This window comes from Thalassospira xianhensis MCCC 1A02616, from assembly GCF_003326475.1.
Classification (GTDB): Bacteria; Pseudomonadota; Alphaproteobacteria; order Rhodospirillales; family Thalassospiraceae; genus Thalassospira; species Thalassospira xianhensis.
Genome location: NZ_JPWA01000026.1, coordinates 14786 through 31326 on the forward strand (window position 1 = coordinate 14786; position 16541 = coordinate 31326).

At 56.0% G+C, this 16541-nt stretch carries 12 protein-coding genes and 2 tRNA genes; 6 read left to right on the forward strand and 8 right to left on the reverse strand.

All coding sequences use genetic code 11. The features are described 5' to 3' along the window. Positions 1 to 32 precede the first annotated feature (32 nt). A complete protein-coding gene (locus tag TH5_RS18210; protein WP_167443593.1) occupies positions 33 to 1103 on the reverse strand; it encodes a flagellin in 1071 nt (356 codons plus the stop codon). A gap of 169 nt (positions 1104 to 1272) precedes the next feature. Continuing rightward, positions 1273 to 2670: a class I SAM-dependent RNA methyltransferase gene (locus tag TH5_RS18215; protein WP_114123083.1), complete on the reverse strand. Its 1398-nt coding sequence runs from the start codon at positions 2668 to 2670 to the stop codon at positions 1273 to 1275. 409 nt (positions 2671 to 3079) lie between these two features. Here TH5_RS18215 and TH5_RS18220 point away from each other — a divergent pair, with 409 nt between their 5' ends. Then, on the forward strand, positions 3080 to 5677 hold the full coding sequence (locus TH5_RS18220; RefSeq protein WP_114123044.1) for a bifunctional diguanylate cyclase/phosphodiesterase: 2598 nt from the start codon (positions 3080 to 3082) through the stop codon (positions 5675 to 5677). 79 nt (positions 5678 to 5756) lie between these two features. Here TH5_RS18220 and mgtE read toward each other — a convergent pair whose 3' ends face one another. The 3 genes from mgtE to TH5_RS18235 all read right to left on the reverse strand — a co-directional run bounded on the left by mgtE (position 5757) and on the right by TH5_RS18235 (position 9992). Then, a complete protein-coding gene (mgtE, locus tag TH5_RS18225) occupies positions 5757 to 7163 on the reverse strand; it encodes a magnesium transporter (RefSeq protein WP_114123045.1) in 1407 nt (468 codons plus the stop codon). A gap of 143 nt (positions 7164 to 7306) precedes the next feature. Then, on the reverse strand, positions 7307 to 9598 hold the full coding sequence (locus TH5_RS18230) for an NADP-dependent malic enzyme (protein WP_114123046.1): 2292 nt from the start codon (positions 9596 to 9598) through the stop codon (positions 7307 to 7309). Between the two features lie 307 nt (positions 9599 to 9905). Beyond that, positions 9906 to 9992, reverse strand: a tRNA-Leu gene (locus TH5_RS18235). 117 nt (positions 9993 to 10109) lie between these two features. Here TH5_RS18235 and lipB point away from each other — a divergent pair. The 3 genes from lipB to TH5_RS18250 all read left to right on the forward strand — a co-directional run bounded on the left by lipB (position 10110) and on the right by TH5_RS18250 (position 12632). Beyond that, positions 10110 to 10775, forward strand: a complete 666-nt coding sequence (lipB, locus tag TH5_RS18240; protein ID WP_114123047.1) for a lipoyl(octanoyl) transferase LipB — start codon at positions 10110 to 10112, stop codon at positions 10773 to 10775. Continuing rightward, on the forward strand, positions 10768 to 11787 hold the full coding sequence (locus tag TH5_RS18245) for a diguanylate cyclase (RefSeq protein WP_114123048.1): 1020 nt from the start codon (positions 10768 to 10770) through the stop codon (positions 11785 to 11787). The genes lipB and TH5_RS18245 overlap by 8 nt, the downstream gene beginning before the upstream one ends. Before the next feature lie 305 nt (positions 11788 to 12092). Next, entirely contained in the window at positions 12093 to 12632 is a 540-nt protein-coding gene (locus tag TH5_RS18250; protein WP_114123049.1) for a hypothetical protein, read from the forward strand. Positions 12633 to 12914: 282 nt separating this feature from the next. Here the strand turns inward: TH5_RS18250 and TH5_RS18260 are convergent, their stop codons facing one another. Both TH5_RS18260 and TH5_RS18265 read right to left on the reverse strand, forming a co-directional pair. Beyond that, positions 12915 to 13277 (reverse strand): DUF4169 family protein, encoded by a 363-nt coding sequence (locus TH5_RS18260; RefSeq protein ID WP_114123051.1) that lies wholly within the window; start codon positions 13275 to 13277, stop codon positions 12915 to 12917. A 110-nt stretch (positions 13278 to 13387) separates the two neighbouring features. Continuing rightward, positions 13388 to 14509 (reverse strand): hypothetical protein, encoded by a 1122-nt coding sequence (locus TH5_RS18265; RefSeq protein WP_114123052.1) that lies wholly within the window; start codon positions 14507 to 14509, stop codon positions 13388 to 13390. Between the two features lie 335 nt (positions 14510 to 14844). Here TH5_RS18265 and TH5_RS18270 point away from each other — a divergent pair. Further along, positions 14845 to 14921, forward strand: a tRNA-Arg gene (locus tag TH5_RS18270). Between the two features lie 219 nt (positions 14922 to 15140). After that, positions 15141 to 15893 (forward strand): tellurite resistance TerB family protein, encoded by a 753-nt coding sequence (locus TH5_RS18275; protein WP_114123053.1) that lies wholly within the window; start codon positions 15141 to 15143, stop codon positions 15891 to 15893. A gap of 70 nt (positions 15894 to 15963) precedes the next feature. Here the strand turns inward: TH5_RS18275 and TH5_RS18280 are convergent, their stop codons facing one another. After that, entirely contained in the window at positions 15964 to 16452 is a 489-nt protein-coding gene (locus TH5_RS18280; protein ID WP_114123054.1) for a fasciclin domain-containing protein, read from the reverse strand. Between the last annotated feature and the right edge of the window lie 89 nt (positions 16453 to 16541).

Below are 16541 nucleotides of genomic sequence, written 5' to 3' on the forward strand. Positions count from 1 at the left end.
TTACGTCTCTGTCAGGGGCAAGGACAAGAACATCAGGCTTCTATCGATATACGCGATCCGCTGGTCCCACTTGCACCACCTGCACTGCCGCCGCCTGACGAAGCGCCGCCAATTCCGGTGCCACTGCCGTTGCTGTCATAGCCACCAAACCCGGTGGATAGAGGCGGATTACTGTTATTTGTTCGCGCATCCGGCGTGAAGTATTCCGTATCATCCCGGTCAAACGGATCCGCATTTGGATCATAGGCAAACGGATCATCCCGTTCGGTAACAGGCTCTGGTCGCGGTTCTGGCAGGCTGATGCCCCCAACAGTCGCGGTCTGGTCCTGCAACCGTGCGGATACCTCGCCAAGATAGCCCTGGAATGCCTCTATAATTCCTGATCGTGCCTGATCGGTGATGTTTGGCTCGGCGGCGGCAAGCTGCGCCTGCAGGATATTATCCCCCGCGACCTGCGAAACGCGGCTGCGATCTGCGGCGCTTGCAATGCTTAGACGATCCGCCTGTAACGACAGTTCCCGGCTTGAAAGCGCTTCCTGCGCGGCATCAACAAGATCACGCGCATTCGAAAGCGCCGCATCGTCCGAAACATCGATGGCAGATAGCCCGGCTGCCAAACCCTCGGTGCCGGATGCAAAAAACTCGACATTCAGACGATCACTGGATGTTGTGCCGGACCCGATCTGCAATTCAATTGTCCGATCACTATCAAGCAGATTTTGACCATCGTAACTGCTGCTGGCCGCAATATCGTCGATCTGTTCGAGATAATCCTGAATCTGCGATGAAATAAATGCGCGCTCGGTCCGCGAAAGCGATGAATTGTTTTCAACGCTGGTGACCAGCGTATCAATCTCATCAAGAACCGAACCGATCCGCGAAAGATCGTTGGCAGCGACATCCAGAAGATCATCTGCCCGCCCAAGTGATCCGCGCAAATCCTGCGATGCCGAACTGCTATGACGCAGGGCATCATTGCTGCGGTCAGTGTTCTGGGAAGTGCTGCTTTGGATGCTGTCGACGGACGCAAGCAGACGGCTCTGCGGCGCAATAGCGCGCGCGGTGTCCGTATAGATCGGATAGGGACTACCAACTGCCTGCAATGTCGTTTCCGCACAAACAAGCCGGTTATGCAGCTACATGCCACGTCCCGGTCCGAACCACACTGGTTCAGATCCGGGCAGCCCATCCTGGAAGTCCGGCGGAAAATCCAGACATAAGTATAGCGTATTCGAGGTTAAATATTAAACCAAAACAAGCAACTGAAGAAGTTTACGACAAAGCCGACTTCGGGCGATGCAAAACAGCAAACAATTCAAGATGCGATGACCATAAAAACTGGTCTACCGGCACCACCTGTTTCAGCTCATAGCCACCATTGCGCAACACCCTGATATCACGCGAAAAAGTTGCCGGATTGCAGGATACCGCAATCAGCCATTCCGGCCCGTCGACAGCAAGATACTCGCACTGCGCCAACGCCCCTGCCCGCGGCGGATCAAACAGCACCAGATCAAGCCCCGAAAGATCGGTTTTATCCAGCGGTCGCCGGAACAGATCGCGTTCGACAACCTTGATCGGACTCGACGACTGACCCACCGCATATTGAAGGCTGCGCACCGCACGCGGATCACTCTCGACTGCCACGACATTGCGACGATCCCCACCCAATGCCAGCGCAAAGGTAAAGCTGCCAATGCCGCAAAACAGATCGGCAACATGGCGGGCCGGAATGCGTTGCAAGGCCGTCTTGATGGCATTGACAAGCGATGCCTCGCCACTTTGCGTCGCCTGAAGGAAACCACCCGGCGGAACCGGCACATCAATCCCCTCGAATGCAACGGTCGGCGTGCGGCGTGCTGCGACCGGCTCATCATTTGCGTCACCCACTTTCCAGCTTAACCTTGCCAGATCAAGATCTTGCGAAAAGTCGGCCAGATCCTGCCGCATATCGAGCCCCGGCTCGACACCCGCATGTATCACCACATCAAGGCCGTTATCGGCACGGGTTACAAACACTTCCTTGATCGCCTTGGCAGCATCCGGATCGCATTTGCCAAGAAAGACTTCAAAGGCATCACGAAATGCCATCAGGTCCGGATGCAAAACCGCGCAGTCGGTAATGTTGACAACAGTGTGGCTGAACCGGCCATGGAAACCGACATGCACACCGGTTGCCCCCACATGAACCGCAAAACCGGCGCGGCGGCGGCTAGCGGGCGGCGAAATTTCGACGGCCCCGACCAGTTCCTCTGCCTCGTCGGGATCAATTCCGGCACGCTGAACTGCGGTAATTGCCTTCTGGCGCTTCCAGTCGCGATAACTGTCATCATCAAGATGCTGAAGCGCACATCCGCCGCAGCTTTCATAATGACTGCAACGCGGGGCACTGGCCGGGGCACTGCGGGTCATCAATTCGATCAGTTCCGCACCATAGCCGTCACCGCGCTTTTGACGCAGGGCCACACGCACTTCATCCCCGGGCAGCACGCAATCGACGTAAGCAATGATACTGGAACCATCCGGCCCCGTGATGCTTGCAATACCGTCACCCCGCGCACCGATTTCACGGATAGTCGTCGTCGCCTCAAAACCGATCAACGGATCGCGGCGCGGCGCGGACTTACGACGCCCACCGCGGGCACGGGGATTACGGTGATGATGTTTCATGAACTCTCTCTTTGGATCGATATTTCGCAGCACCTTGCGGGATGGCGCTTCGGGCATCGACATACACCAGATATGCAATGGCGAACAGACCCGCACAATGCATGGCTGCCCAAAGGCCGGAAATCCGCCTTTCGCTCCGGCAAGTGACCCGCCGGTCAGTTGAAATTTGGTCTTTATTGTCTTTTGCGCACGCTCAAACCCTTAAAATCGTGTAAGAATGTCCCCATAAACAGCGTAGTGGGTGAATCTGGGGGCCACAAAACGCGGTGATGCTATTTTCGATAATCACAAAAACGCCGTCCCGTCAGTGCAATCATTGTGACAGCTGCCCATAGGTGCAATCTGTCTCTTGCAGTCGAGACGCAGAATAATATCACGGTCCGCCATAACCGTGAGACTTGGGGAAGACATGGAAGACGATAACCGGCCAACCGAAGAAACAGCAACCGAGCGCAAAACCGGCATTCGCAAGCAGGCCCTTCTTGCCAGCTTCATGACCGCTGTGCTGCTGGCTCTCGCGACCTTCCTGCTCTGGAGCAACGCGCTTCAGAACCGCGATACAATGCTGCTGTCATCTGCCCGGATCATGTCTCTTAGCATCGCCCGGCAGGTCAAACAGATCGTCGATAACAATCTGCATGTGCTGGAAACTTTCGCCGATAACTGGCAGGACGGGGCACCGACGGAAGAACGTGAATATCTGAGCCTCGCCACTCCGCTTCAGGCCCGCTTCCCTGCCCTTCAGGCCGTTAACTGGGTCACGCCCAATTACATCATCATGTATGTCGCCCCGATCAAGGGGAATGTCCCGGCAATGGGTGCGGACCTTAAACGCCATCCGCTTGCCGGACCGGTGCTTGATATCGCACTTGATCAGCGCCGCACACAGATCACCCCGACCCTTGAACTGCTGCAGGGCGGGCGCGGCTTTGCCGTCTATACCCCGGTGCTTAGTCGCGATGGGCAGATCGTCGGCGTGATCAACGGCGTTGTTCGTATCCGCACGATGCTGACATCCGTTATCGATGACGAAGGTATCATCGGTTATTCGGTCCGTGTCCGCGAAGGTGACACCGTTCTGTTCGACCTTCAGGGCGAAGGTGATGATCCTCGGCTGGAACAGACCACCATCGTCGATATTGCCGGTCGCCAGTGGCAGGTTGATGTCACGGCCGATCCGGCTCTGGCAAATCAGGCCATGTTCAGCCCGGAAATGGTTCTGTTTATCGGAGCGGTAATCACGATCATCATGACCATCGTGGTCTTTATTCTTGCCAACCGGCAACCACGATCCTCGGGCCGCATTATCCATCACATGCGCGCTCCTGATGATATCAGCGACCTGTCGCTTGCCATCACGCGACTGGACGGTCACCTGAAATCCATGACACCCGAAACAGCAGATTTCTTTGACCTGCGCGAAGAAGACTACGGCTTCATACGGTTCTATAATCTGGCACCGGAATTCCAGTCCGACGGTACCGCATCACGCCGGGCGCAGGAAAAGATGTTATTGGCACTCAGCCGTGGTGACGAAGAAATCCGCCGTGAATGGGTCGTTCGCAGCGCCGAAGGCGTCCATGTCGTTTGCGACCTTTCCATGCGTCCGTCGGTCAATCATGACGATTGCGTGGATATCACCCTGCATCACAATCCGGCGGCCAACGCATCGGTCAATCGCCTGCGCTATCTGGCAACGCATGACCCGATGACCGGCCTTCCCAACCGGGCCCTTTTTGACGACAGGCTTAACCAGGCCGTTGCCCACGCCAAACGTTATGAAAAACTTCTGGCCGTTCTGGTTGTGGATATCGACAATTTCCGTGCCATCAATGACCGGTTTGGTTCTGATATCGGTGATGAAACACTGCGCACTGTTTCCGGCCGCCTCCGTGCGACCGTTCGGGAAAAAGATACCTGTGCGCGTTTTTCAGGCGATATGTTTGCCGTGATTGCAACAGATCTGTCCGAAGCCGAAGGTGCCGCCCTTGTCGCCGAGCGGATCGTCGAAGCCATGTCCCAACCAATTCAGGCCGGTGGCAACGATGAAATCCGCCTGCATGTCAGTGTCGGGGTTGCCCTTTATCCCAACGATGCACGGGCACCGTCACAATTGCTGGCCAATGCGGATGCCGCGATGTACCGCGCACAGAAATCGGCGGAATCGTCCTATTGCTTCTTCGTGGAAACGATGAACAGCGTCATGCATGCGCGCCTGTCAATGGAAACGCAGTTGCGCCGCGCAGTCGATGAAAAACGCTTTGTCCTGGAATTCCAGCCGCGCTATCGCACGTCGGACAGGACGCTGACCGGGTTCGAAGCTTTGCTGCGCTGGATTGATGAAAGCGGCAAGCGACGCCTGCCGCCCGATTTCATTGCCGTTGCCGATCGCACGGGTCTGCTCTCCCCGCTGGGTCGCTGGATCATTGAAACGGTCTGCAAACAGATCGCTCAATGGCGGGACGACGGCTACATCCCGGTTCCGGTGGCATTGAACGTATCAAGCCGCCAGTTCATTCAGGCTGACTTGCTCAAAAGCATTGTCGAATTCACCAAGGCGTACGAAATCGATCCGGCAATGATCGAAATCGAAGTCTCCGAAGAGATTGCGATGCGCGACCCGGAACGGGCACTTGGCCAGTTCTATCGCTTTGCCGAGGCAGGCATTGGCCTGACGCTCGATCATTTTGCCGCGGCCAATACCTCGCTTCGGTATCTGAAACGATTCCCCGTGCAGCGGATCAAATTGTCCAAGGCACTGTTTAATATCGCCCTTGATGAACAACCCGAAAACAGCATCCTGCAACCGGCGATCCGCCTGTGCAAAAGCCTTAACCGCAAAGTGGTTGCTGTCGGCGTCGAAACCGAGGACCAGCTCGCCGTCCTGCAATCCGCCGATTGTGATGAATTGCAGGGCTTCCTGCTATCGCCGCCCGTGGATGCCATCGAAACCCCGGCATTGCTCAGCCATCAGAACCCGGCAGACAAGTCACCAGCCCGAAGCTGAGTTTCGCGGGCTTTATGGACGAACCAAAAACAAAAGGCCGGGTAAAACGCCCGGCCTTTTGTTTTTACATTTAGCACTGTTACAATAGGAAGGTTGCCGCCAATCCAAGGAAGGCAAAGAAGCCAACCACATCGGTAATTGTTGTCAGGAATACCGATGAAGACACCGCCGGATCAATCCCGGCCCGCTCGAGGCCAAGCGGGATCAATGCGCCAAACAATCCGGCAAACAGCAGATTGATGATCATCGCAGCCCCGATCACCGCGCCGAGCAAACCGTCATCAAACCAGAACCATGTCACAGCCCCGGTCAATACCGCGAATGCAAGCCCGTTCAAACCGCACACGGCGACTTCCTTGCGGATGACGCGCCACGCGTTGGTGCTGGTCAGTTCACGTGTGGCAATCGCGCGCACGGCAACTGTCAGGGTCTGGGTCCCTGCATTCCCCCCCATTGAGGCCACAATCGGCATGAGAACCGCAAGTGCGACAAGCTGCTGGATGGTTCCTTCAAACACGCTAATGACCATAGACGCCGCAATCGCCGTAAAAAGATTGACCAGCAACCAGGTAAAGCGGGAACGCGTGGTATCAAAAATCGCACTTGAAAGGTCGTCTTCCTCGCCAACACCGGCAAGGCGCATCATGTCTTCCTCGTATTCTTCATCGATAACGTCAACCACGTCATCGACCGTGATCACACCGACCAGCCGCCCGGTATCGTCGACGACCGGCGCAGAAATAAGGTCGCGCTGACGGAACAGGTGGGCGACGTTTTCCTGTTCCTCGGTCACGACGACCGTGCGCATGTTTTCGGTATCCATAACATCACGGATCAGAACCGGGCGGTTCGTGCGGATGGCCCGTGAAAGCGGAACGATTCCGACCGGGCTGTATCGTGGATCAACCACGATGATGTCATAAAAATCATCCGGCAGGTTTTTCGCGGACCGCAGGAAATCGATGGTTTGCCCGACCGACCAGTAATCCGGGATCGCCACCAGCTCGCGCTGCATGATACGACCGGCGGTATATTCCGGATAGGACAGCGCTTCTTCAACGCGCGCACGTTCGATATCGGAAAGGGCACCCAGAAGTTCTTTCTGGTCTTCTTCTTCCAGATATTCGACAACCTCGACCACGTCATCCGAATCGAGTTCGGAAATCGCTTCGGCCACCGCCTCGGTACCGAGCAGCGAAATAACCTCTTCGCGCAGTTCGTCATCAAGTTCGGTCAGAAGTTCCGGATCGAAATCCGGACGGATCAGATCAACAAGTTTTGCGCGCTGGCTGCTGCTCGCCCACCCCAGAAGGTCGGCAATATCGGCAAAGTGAAGCTCGGAAATCAGTTCTTCGGCGCGCGATACATCATCGTCGCCCAGTGCATCAAGAATCTCGCGCGCATATTCAGGAGTAAGATCGACATAGTCGTCACCAGACGACGTATTTTCTGCCGGACGTTCCAGTTCTTCGACCTGATCCGTCATCTGCCCCTCCCCTGATTGTGTTGCGCGCTAAGCCCGTTCCTGCACTTCAATTAAAAATGCCGTGCCGGACCAATTGTCCGGCACGGCTGTTTCTGCGCTATCGGTCAGGCCCGGTCAAGGGCCGCGCGATAGCAATGTGCGGTTTAATTATGTTCCTGACTGCGATTGATGGCATCAACCACCGCAATCGCACTCATATTGACAATCCCACGCACCGTGATCGATGGGCTGACGACGTGGGCCGGTTTGGCCGCACCGACCAGAATCGGACCAACCGGCAAACCATCACCCAGCATCTTGACCATGTTGTAGGAAATGTTCGCCGCATCAAGGGTTGGCATCACCAGAAGGTTTGCCGAGCCTTTCAACATCGAATTCGGGAAAATGCGTGACCGGATTTCTTCTGAAATCGCGGCATCAGCATGCATTTCACCCTCAACCTCAAGGTCCGGTGCCAGAGTACGGATCAGCTGCAATGCATCGCGCATCTTGCAGGCCGATTTGTTTTCGTGGCTGCCAAAGTTCGAATGCGAAATCAGGGCGGCCTTCGGCGTAATCCCGAAACGCTTGACCACGTCGGCCGCCATGATCGCAGTTTCCGCAACATGTTCGGGCGTCGGATCAACCGACACATAAGTATCGGTCAGGAAGAATGTCCCCTGCTTCATGATCATCATATTGACAGTCGAGAAGTCGGTAACCCCCTTCTGCACGCCAACAAGGTTCCGCACATAGCGCAGATGACGCAGGAAACCACCCTGACACCCGCACAGCATTGCATCCACTTCGCCGCGGCGCAGCATCAGGGCGGCAATCACGGTCGGACGGGTACGCACGATGGAACGCGCATATTCCGGGTTGATACCGCGGCGGCCCATGATGTTGTGGAAATCCTGCCAATCCTGTTCGAAATGCGGATTGTCTTCCGGATCATGAATTTCAACCTGCTCGTCCGGGATCAGGCGCAAGCCAAGCTCGGCAATGCGTTCAAGGATCACATCACGACGACCGATCAGAACCGGATGACACACACCATCATCGACCAGAACCTGACAGGCCTGCAGAACACGGCGCGATTCGCCTTCGGGATAGACAACGCGTTTCTTGTGCGCGCGAGCCATATCAAAGACCGGCTTCATCACCAGACCGGACCGGAAGACAAAGCCTTCAAGCTGCTGACGATACGCATCGAAATCCGTAATCGGACGTTTGGCAACGCCACTATCCATCGCGGCCTTTGCCACGCGCGGCGGAATTTCCAACATCAGGCGCGGATCAAACGGCTTTGGAATAAGGTATTCCGGCCCGAAACGCAGCTCCTGCCCGCCATAGGCCGCCGCCACAATGTCGGAAACCTCGGCGGTTGCCAGATCGGCAATCGCTTCGACCGCAGCGATTTTCATTTCCTCGTTGATCTCGGTCGCGGCAACGTCAAGCGCACCGCGGAACAGGAACGGGAAACAAAGAACGTTGTTAACCTGGTTCGGATAATCCGTCCGTCCGGTCGCCATCACGGCATCCGGGCGGATTTCCTTGACCAGTTCGGGTGACACTTCCGGGGTCGGGTTGGCCAGCGCCATGATGATCGGGCGTTCGCCCATCTTGCGCAGTTCTTCCTCGCCCATGATGTTCGGCGCCGAAAGACCAAGGAACACATCCGCACCCTCGATCACATCGCTCAGGGTCCGTGCATTGGTGTCGATGGCATATTCCGCTTTCCACGGATCCATCTCTTCCTTGCGCCCCTTGTAAACCACACCGAACCGGTCGGTTACGGTGATGTTTTCGCGCGGTAGCCCCATGGAAACCAGAAGGTTAAGGCACGCAAGTGCCGCGGCACCGGCACCCGATGCAACAAGGCGCACCTTGCTGATATCTTTGCCAACAACCCGAAGGCCGTTGCGCACGGCTGCGGCAACGCAAATCGCCGTACCATGCTGGTCATCGTGGAAAATCGGAATGTTGCAGCGTTCGCGCAATGCCTTCTCGATGATGAAGCATTCCGGTGCCTTAATGTCTTCCAGGTTAACACCGCCAAATGTCGGCTCAAGGGCTGCAACAATATCGATGAATTTCTGCGGGTCGGTCTCGTTTACCTCAAGGTCGAAGACATCGATATTGGCGAATTTCTTGAACAGAACCGCCTTGCCTTCCATCACCGGCTTGGATGCCAGCGGACCAATCGGGCCAAGGCCCAGAACCGCCGTACCATTGGAAATCACGCCAACCAGATTGCCGCGCGCGGTATATTCGGCAGCGGTTTCAGGGTCTTTGACGATTTCCTCGCAGGCGAACGCAACACCCGGCGAATAAGCCAGCGCAAGATCACGCTGGTTCGCAAGCGTCGTGGTTGCCGTAACGGACAGCTTCCCCGGGGTGGGATACCGGTGATAGTCCAAAGCCGCTTCGCGCAGCTTGTCATTTCTGTTTGCCATAAGAATACCTTTTAATTTCAGGTATTTGAGCCAAATTAACCGTAAATTGGTTAAATCCTGATTATTTTGTCTTTAAGTGGGGCGCACAGCGTAGAGCACTTTCAAGCCGGTTTGAAGCATTCAGTTCAAAGAAGTGCCCAAACACGGCAAGGGTCAGCATTGCATAATTTTCAACGCCACACCGCAACTTTCCTCGTTCCCGCCCCAATAGCGGTCCCGTTTCATATGGGGATCATCCGAAACGAAAAAACCCGCCATCTCTGGCGGGTTCTTTTCATGACCCTTCCCGAAGGAGGGATCCAGATAATGGTGCGGTCGAGAAGACTCGAACTTCCACGGGGGTTAGCCCACAGCGACCTCAACGCTGCGCGTCTACCAATTCCGCCACGACCGCATATGTCTTGTCTGCAAACCCATGAGGTAATTTTGCGGGCTTGCCTTGGTGCGGAAAGGGAGATAGCAAAAAGGTTACCCCTGATCAAGGGCTCATTTCACTTATTTGACAGGAAAAATGCAAACCATCGCCCCTGCCGCGCAAATTCCCGACTGGCGCACCGCCTCCGGGTTGGTTTCCTACCCCGAAGCACTGGCCGAAATGGAAGCGCGCGCCGAAGCCATCCATGAAGGCAAAGCCACGGAACTGGTATGGTTTCTGGAACATCCGCCGTTATATACGGCCGGAACCAGCGCGCATGTCGAAGACCTTGTCGATCCGGATCGCTTCCCCGTCTATGACGCGGGACGTGGTGGGCAATATACCTATCACGGTCCCGGACAGCGCACCGTTTACCTGATGCTGGACCTGAAAAAGCGCGGTCGCGACGTTCGGGCCTATGTCCATAACCTTGAAGAATGGGTGATTCGCACGCTGGCATTGCTTGGCGTTGTCGGCGAACGCCGCGATGGCCGGGTCGGGATATGGGTTGCCCGCGATGGCGGACGCGAAGATAAAATCGCCGCCATTGGCGTGCGGGTGCGACGCTGGGTTACGTTCCATGGCATCGCAATCAATGTTAATCCCGATTTATCGCATTTCGGCGGTATCGTTCCCTGCGGTATTTCCGATCACGGGGTCACAAGCCTTGCCGATCTGGGTGTCGATATTTCTATGGCGGAACTCGATAGGCTGTTAAAACAGACCTTTGTCGAAGTATTCCCCGGATTCGCAGATGAGTGACAGCCCGAACAAGGTTGCCAGAAACAGCAAAGCCAAACCGGGCAATTCCCGGAAGATGGGCGAAAGCATCGCCGAAGTCGGCATGGCCGATGCGGAACGCGATATTCTGGCAGAACTCGACAAGGCGTTAAGCGAGCATATCTCGCTCCTGCTGGGATGGAGCCGTCGCCTTACCCTGCCTCCAGGCAAGACTGGCCCGGCTCCTCTTCATGACCACAGCGAAGATCATGATTGCGACTTTGGTGCGTGGTATGCGCTTAATCGCCACAACAGGCTCATAGACCAGCCTGCGATGCGTGCGCTTGCTGCCACCCATGAACAGCTTCATGCCTCTGCCAGACGGCTTCTGGACGGCCACGAGATTGATGGCAGCGTCGACGAAGCCGAATTCGAAATGCTGTCACTGCGCGCCGAATCGTTTTTTGCCCAACTTCGGCGGCTCGAACGGGCCTTCCGGACCGCGCGTTCCGATGTCGACCCGCTGACGGGTACCTATAACCGGCAAACCATGCTGGGCGACCTTGGCAATGAACGCGAACGTTCTGTGCGCACCGATACACCAACCGCGATTGCCCTGGTCGATCTGGATCACTTCAAGGCGGTGAATGACACACATGGCCACCAGGCCGGTGATCTGGTTTTGCAATCGGTTGCCGGTATCCTGCAATCCCATGTCCGCCCGTTCGACAAGGTCTATCGTTATGGCGGTGAAGAATTCCTGATTTGCCTGCCAAATGCCGATATGAAGCAATCCGCCCGCGTTCTTGAACGCCTGCGCCGCGTTATCGAAGCATCTCCGGTTACGCTTAATGACGGCACGATCTTGCCGGTCACGGCATCTATCGGGGCGGCCCCGATGACCAAAACCCGCACCATAGAACAGATCATCGAAAAGGCCGATCAGGCCCTTTATGCCGCCAAGGAAGGCGGCCGAAACAAGGTCCGGGTCTGGCGCAATCCCGATGGGGCAAAAAACACCGCCAAAACCGGCAGCTCAGAATCCGACACCTGAACAGCCGAGCCGCGTTACCCCCACCAGACCGATATCGAAAATGTGATCGTCTTCAAAGATGCGACATGGACAGGGGATATCGCGTTGAATCTCCGCCATTTCTTATGCAGCCATGCAGAATTCGCATCAAAATCAGCTTAGAAATCAAAAAATTCTACTAAAGCGCAATCTTGTCTTCACAAGATGGAAACATATCTGCAAACTATAATAATAAAAGGCAGCAGGGTTCCGGCGACGGGCCCGAAAACGAGAGAAAAACGTTGCCTATGGGAGGGAATTCGGTTCGGACAGAACGGAGGCTCCTGATGTCCACTGCGACTGATTTCGTGCCTGGCGATCCCGCCTTGATGCTGACGGTACTACGCGGTGCCGAAGGCAATCTTGACCAAAGCGTCCTTCTTGAACGCATTTTATCCCTGTTTTGCACGGATGATGACGGCAATCAGATCATTGTCGAAGACACGCCCGATCTGAGGCGGCGTATCAACATTGCAATTTCACATCTGAAAATTGCCGGTCTGGTGCACACGGAAACGGATGGCAGCCTGTCCATCACATCCCTTGGTCGGGCCATGATGATGGCCTATCCAATGGGGATTGATGACGGGGTATTGTGTTCGCTACCGGCATTCCGTAATCAGATTTACGACACCAATGCACCGGTTGTGCATGAACGGCATCTTCCCAATCCTGCTTATGGATCGGGCTTTTCGGCGGGACTGGGGTCCCATCGACTGACCGAAAACCCCTATCCATCAGACAGCCGCGACCATGAAGACTGGCTGATGGGCTGGGACGAGGCCCTTGACCAAAGCAAACGCGAAGCGGAAACGCTTGTAAGCTAGGGGATCATTCCGGACACCTAAGGCAGTCCGGCATGAAGGATTTGCGGACCGGCACCATTTGGGGGAACCAGGGCGGTGCCGGAATTGACCAAACCGGTATCAATCCGGTCGGCCCGGATGCCCGTCCGATGGCCACTGACTTGCCCGCCGGCTGCGCCCGGGTACGCATTCGTACCGCCACAGCCAACAGCCGGGCAACGTACCTCTGTCACCCCGTTTTCAGATCCTGTGATGTTATCGTGCGACAAGGCGGATAAAAACCGGCCACGGTGATCGCCATTGCTAGTCGTTGTCGGGTTTGGAATTCGGATTGGCTGCCCGAAAGAATGAAACCACATTATCCGTATCGGAAGACGCAGCACCCGGATCACCTGTACCATCGTCGGCACTATCACCGTCACCTTCGCCGCGCTTGACCGCTTCGATGTCATCGTCCGTTTCACCGGGCTTGGTATCATCGGTTGGCAGCACGGCACCACGATAATGGCCGTCATGCTGCCTGTCGGCCTTGCGGTCCTCGGCGTCTTTTTTCGTGCGCTCGCCCCGTGTCCGGCCATGCAGAGCTCGATTGGCATCGGCCTGCTTTTCCTTGGCTGTGCGTTTCTTCTGCTTGCGCGCCTGCCGCAGATTGACAAGATCGCCCATGCGAACGTCCCCTTTCATCCCGGTCCAAAATGACAAACGGGCACCCCGATTGATCAGGGCACCCGCCTAGAAGCTTGGCAAACCGTTGACAAAACCTGCCTCAATCCGCCTTAACGGACGAAGACGTGGACCTCGTTGGCCGAAACCGAGGCACTGGTCGCATCAGAAACACGAACACGCGCGCTGGGCATTCCCATATCTGTCAGGGAACGCAGAACCGACTGTGCATTGCGTTTGGATTTGTTGCTGTTCAGCGCAACCTGCGCCGGGGTCCCGCGATTCGGCGTTACCGCAACAACATCAAAGCTGGCCTGCGGGCGGCGCTCCAGAACACGGTTGACCGCGTTATAAAGCGCCTGCTCGTATTTCACGCTCGGGCTGTCGAAACGGATAACGACCAGCGGACGATCGCTGGTCGATGCCATGCTGCTACCGGCGGATGCCGGTGCAGCCTGCGACTGGAAGACACGCTTGGAAAGCGCGTCACCGAAAATCTCGCCATTCTTGACAGCCAGTGCCAGCGCATTGAGGTTCGCACGCTCGTTGCTGACATAAGACGTCTGACGGGCAAGGCCCTCGCTGATTTCATTAAGAAGACGATCAATCAGCACCGTGGTGCGGTTGGTTTCGTCTTCCAGCAGTGCGAGCTGACGATGATCTTCGTCAACCGCGCCGGAAACCTGATAGGCAGACCGGACAGATTCCAGCAGGAAGGTCGACAGCGTCGAATCAGCAGCCACTTTATTGGCCAGCGAATTCATTGCCGCAATGTCGTCATTCACACGATCAAGTTCCTGCTGTGCGGTATTCCACTGCTGCACCAGAACCGGGTTGCCCGGCGTGGTACCAACCTGAAGTCGCGCACTGATCGCAGCAACAGTACCGTGATAGGCCTGCGAGTTGCGAACGGTCTGCGCACGAAGCTGCTGCAATTCGTTACTGTGATCACTCAGCGCCGATTTCAGGCGGTTGAGTTCGGCCTGCATGTTTTCGACCTTGGACCCGACAAAGGTCCCGGTCTGCGATATGCCGGTCAACGGTTGAGAGCTGCGCGCAACATCAGTCGACGTCGTAGCATCTGCCCCGCTTGTATCGGCCATCGCGGCCGAGTTTTCAGTGCCGGCATTCTCTTCGCCAGCCAAAGTCGGCCAAAGGGCCTCTGAAGAAAAAGAACATCCCCCCAGCAAAAGGGCGGCGCCGATAACGGCGAGGTAGGTTTTACGAACGGCCATTTCGATCTATTACCTAAGTAGGAATAAGCGAATCTCCCTGAGCCTGCTTTTTTATGAATTGAAACAAGCCCCTGCTCCCCCGGGATTGAATGCATCTTAGTCCACGACCACTTGTGGAACAAGACGCATTTGCCCCTTTTTTAGCCATAGTTTGTCATATCGGTGTCAAACGCAACAAACCGGGGCAGAACAAGGCCCTAGCAGCGCGAAAAAACCTGCTGTCGGAAAAAATACGGTTTTTTGAAATTTACCGCTTGCAATGCCCCGCTCGTTTGCATAAGTTCCGCTCCGCCGACGGGGAGCATTGAACGCAAACCGGCGGAAACCAAGGCAAAGCGCCCGTAGCTCAGCTGGATAGAGCATCTGACTACGAATCAGAAGGCCGGAGGTTCGAATCCTTCCGGGCGCGCCATTCAAAGGCCCGACGTTAACGCGTCGGGCCTTTGCCATTTCCGGATCATGCCGCACCGCGACCCCGCTTTCATCCGATAAAACCGCCGAAATGTGAACCGGATTACACCTTTTGGCCAATTCGCAGCCCTTGTCGTGCAACTTTCCCCGGTCATCCTTGCCTCTGCCGATCCCTCAAACATATCAGGGAAACGGCAGCCCTACCCGCAAGGAGACAGGAATGGATATTGGAAAGATTCTCGGCGATGTACTCGGTTCCGGTAATTCCGGCCAAATCGGAGACCGGATCAAACAGGCCGCATCCGGTGGAACAACCGGTGGCATCGGCAAGGCGCTGGGCAGTAGTGGCCTTGGTGGAGGTCTTGTCGGCGGCGCGCTGAGTGGCGGATTGATGTCTGCAGTTCTCGGGTCGAAAAAAGGACGCAAGATGGGCGGAAAGGTGCTGGCCTATGGCGGGACCGCACTGGTCGCGGGGCTTGCCTACAAGGCCTGGCGCGATTACAGCAACCGCCAGAAACCGCAAAGCCATGCCCGTGATACCGATCTTGCCAGCATTCCCGCCGATAGCGGTTTTGCCCCGGAACAGGAACGAGGCGAAGGTGATGTTGATTTCCGGCTTGCACTGGTCCGTGCGATGATCGCGGCTGCCAAGTCCGATGGCCATATCGATCAGACCGAACACAAACGTATTGCAGCCCAGATCGAACAATTCGAACTGGGCGCATCGGAAAAGGCATTTCTGTTTGACGCCTTTTCCGCCGATGCCGACCCATTGGCGATTGCCCGTCTGGCCCGAACCAGCGAACAGGGTGCGGAAATCTATCTCGCATCCAGCCTGTCGATTGATCCCGATGACCAGCTTGAACAGCAATATCTGTCAAGACTTGCCGGATGTCTTGGCCTGCCCGATGAATTGCGCACCCACCTTGATACTCAGGCCGAAGGTGCCCGACAGGAATTCGCAAACAGTTAAGCCCGGTAACGAAAAACAGGCCCGAACAGTGTCGTTCGGGCCCGCTGTTGCATTATCCTTTAAGAACGGATTACATCGCAGGCATGATGACAGTATCGATAACGTGAATAACGCCGTTGTCGGCTTCGATATCGGCCTGGGTTACTGTCGCGCCATCAACCATGACGCCGCTTGTGGCATTCACATCAATGGTGTCGCCCTGCACGCTGGCGACTTCCATTTCCTTACCCGCGATATCAGCTGCCATCACTTTACCCGGTACAACGTGGTAGGTCAGAATGGCGGCCAGCTTTTCCTTGTTTTCCGGCTTCAGAAGGTCTTCAACCGTGCCCGCCGACAACTTGGCAAAAGCTTCGTCGGTCGGCGCAAAAACGGTAAAGGGCCCTTCACCTTTAAGGGTATCGACAAGCCCGGCTGCCTGAACCGCGGTAACAAGCGTTTTAAAAGACCCGGCAGATACAGCCGTATCAACGATGTCGGCCGCCTTTGCCGGAAGGCTCGCCAAGGCGAATGCCGCTGCGGTGACGGTTGCGATCACGGTTTTCTTCAAAGCAGTCATGTTTCGAACTCCTGTCCATATATTGTCGGATGTGCCGACATCTCTGCTGTCGAAAAAGCTTACGCACCGCGCCCTGGCAACGGATCCAT